This window comes from uncultured Duncaniella sp. (genome assembly GCF_910578445.1).
In the GTDB taxonomy this organism is placed as follows: Bacteria; Bacteroidota; Bacteroidia; order Bacteroidales; family Muribaculaceae; genus Duncaniella.
In genome coordinates this window covers 1-2606 of the sequence record NZ_CAJTQC010000060.1, presented here as the reverse complement: position 1 = coordinate 2606, position 2606 = coordinate 1, and the positions used below count along the sequence as shown (strand labels likewise).

The following is a 2606-nucleotide window of genomic DNA, read 5'->3' as shown; positions in this document are numbered from 1 at the left end:
TTGAGGATTACTTGTAATACGAAAACATAAACTCGCTCCCTCCGATTCCGAACCCCTACGATAGTTTCGAGGTGCACGAAACTACGAGGACTATTTAGCGGTCAAAATGTAGTTGCAATCACGCGCTCAGAGTTTGCGCCAGATTTCGATGTCTTCGGCATACTGTTTCAGATGCTCGGCGAGGATTGCGTTGGCGTAACTGCTGACGGTAGTGCCACGGCCACCGAGGATTCTGGAAACGCGCTCAAGCTGGTCCCATAGGTCGCCTTCGATGTTCAGGGCATGGCGGTTCACCAGCTTTGCAGGAGTGAGGAACGTTGCCTTGAACTCGGCGAAATCCGATTTGCGCTGCTGCCTGCCGATGCGCTGTTGCTTCGGTGGCTCGGTTACGGCAGTTGCCTCGGTTACTGGCTGTTCGTTGTCAAACAGATTGTCAGCGTTGGCAGGTGTGGTGCTGTTAACAGTGTTATCGCTGTTGACTGCGGGATTAGGGTTGGTGGAGTTATCTGATTTCATTGTGACTTCGGGGTTAAGGGTCGATACTTTGGATTTGGTTGCATCGGTCAACTCGGTTGACTTGGATGCGGTGGGTTTATTTGTTTTCATTGGAAAGTGTGTTTTTGGTGAAACTTCGATTGATAAGAAAATCATTCAAGTCGTTGAACTCGGAGTAGAGCGTGGAGCGGTCAATCATTGTTGAGCCATAAATGGCGGTCAACTCGGCGAGTGCTGTTTTCCCGGCATTGTCGTTGTCAAGGTAGCAGTTGATAGTAGTGTAACCTTTGAGAAAAGGCACAGCCTTGTTGACATTGACAACCGAGTTGAGTATGATTGTGTCGGCTCCACTGATGATGCCGAGTGTGAGTGCCGAGAGATAATCTATAAATCCCTCGAACACGGCACACTCTGCTGACGGGCCATCTCTCGCCCACGGCAAATATGAGATGTCCTTGCGTCTACGGCAACCTTTGAAATATCGGTTGCGCAGTTCCCAGCCTCCGCTGACGTTCTCAAATGCCACGGCAAAATAAAACTTGCCGTTGACGCTGTATTGAGCCTCCTTGCAGTTCGCCGTGGCGATGTGTGCCGGGATGCCACGCTCTTGGAGGTATGCGACAAGTGCGCGGTGTTCCAGTGGCACGACCTCAAACCGCTCCATGCTCGTCGCAGAGTGTCGCTGGGGATAAGAGGAAGCGACTGTCTGCACTGATGGCACCAAACAACTGTCAGCGATGCAACGCATGAGATAGCGCAGGTCTGTTGTCTGATACAACTCGGCTGCAAGGTCGATGATGTTGCCGCCTCTGCCAAGTCCGAAATCATACCAGCAGTTGAGCGCAGTCTCGACCTTGAATGACGGCGTATGTTCCTGTCGCAAAGGCGACTTATACCAGAGCCTTGTTCCTTTTCTCGCCGTAGGCTCATGTCCGATTCGGGACATGAAGGAGGCTAAAGGGATTGATTTAATCTCTTTGATCATGGGTTCTAAAATGTTTGGGTGAGATGGTTCTTGGTTTAGCGCCTATTATATATGCCCTTTTCTAAACCAAACCAATTTGGTGTTTCTCAATAGTAGAAATCAGGATTGTAGATATACTCGCGGTTCTCGTAACGAATCATACCTTTGTTGTCAAGAAAGGTCTTCAAGCCCTTTACCTTGTTGTTGGAATAGGAATGACCACAGGCGGCATATCCGCTTTTGAGTGCAGCCTCGAAGTTCCGGCAACCTTTTATCGGACCGTTGGCGAAGATTACGCCTAATGCCTCGCGATGCTGTTCCTCGGTCAACTCCTTGTATGGATAAGGGTCTTTGGCTTTCTTGCCCGGCTCGGAGAACACATACCCGCTTGCAATCTCAGGGAGTCCATAGTCATTGACGCGGAAGGCAAATGGATCGAACTCGGCGGCGCGGATCATGGCGGCGCAGACCTCCGACACGGTATCATCGGTTTTGCTGCGGCTAATTTGGAGGATTGTCTCTGCCTTGTTGTTCAGCTCGGTGCCGACATGACCACGGGCGTTGTCGTCGCTCTTGTTGAGATGCAGGACGGTGTGGATATGAATCTGGAACTTGTCTGTCCATTCCATCAGCTTGCCGATAAGGTCGGTCGATTCCTTGGCGCAGTTGATGTCGTACATAAGGTCGCGCACACCGTCGATGATTACAAGTCCGACACCGGGAGTGTTGATTATCGCCTGTTCGATTACTTCAAGGCGCAATGTGGGTGTTAGCTGGCGCAGAGCGGCGAACTTCAAATGTTCCGGATGGGTGTCGGTCGGGAGTTTCGCCAGGCGCAACGCACGTTCCATAACTTTCTGACAGTGATACGGACTTTGCTCGGTGTCAAAATAGAGGATTGTGCGCTTGTCATCGGGGAACTCTGCGGTGTAGCCCAATACTTTGCCGTTGACGAGTGATGCCCCGACAATCGCGGCGACATTGAATGTCTTTTTGCTCTTGGCTTTGCCGGTCGAAGCCGAGAAGTTGCCGAGTGTTCCGATAACGCTGCCGTTGGCGTACAGCACCTCCGGCGCAGTCTGAATCTCATCCGTGATTCTCAACTGCTTTTCCTCCCAAAGTCGGAGGATGTCCTCTTTCACTTCTT

The 2606-nt window shown here is 51.2% G+C and carries 3 protein-coding genes; all 3 read right to left on the bottom strand.

Annotated features, from left to right (window positions below; all coding sequences use genetic code 11):
- Nucleotides 1–126 precede the first annotated feature (126 nt).
- Nucleotides 127–606: a DUF3408 domain-containing protein gene (locus QZ311_RS12245; RefSeq protein ID WP_168182066.1), complete on the bottom strand. Its 480-nt coding sequence runs from the start codon at nt 604–606 to the stop codon at nt 127–129.
- On the bottom strand, nt 593–1441 hold the full coding sequence (locus QZ311_RS12240; protein ID WP_297068494.1) for a toprim domain-containing protein: 849 nt from the start codon (nt 1439–1441) through the stop codon (nt 593–595). The genes QZ311_RS12245 and QZ311_RS12240 overlap by 14 nt, the downstream gene beginning before the upstream one ends.
- Nucleotides 1442–1566: 125 nt before the next feature.
- Nucleotides 1567–2601 carry an AAA family ATPase gene (locus tag QZ311_RS12235; protein WP_297068495.1) on the bottom strand — a complete coding sequence of 345 codons (1035 nt, stop codon included), beginning with the start codon at nt 2599–2601 and terminating at the stop codon, nt 1567–1569.
- Nucleotides 2602–2606: the final 5 nt, after the last annotated feature.

Bases quoted from the DNA above. Each gene is read 5' to 3' on its own strand.
- QZ311_RS12245 (WP_168182066.1), bottom strand. From the start codon at position 606: ATGAAAACAAATAAACCCACCGCATCCAAGTCAACCGAGTTGACCGAT.
- QZ311_RS12240 (WP_297068494.1), bottom strand. From the start codon at position 1,441: ATGTCCCGAATCGGACATGAGCCTACGGCGAGAAAAGGAACAAGGCTC.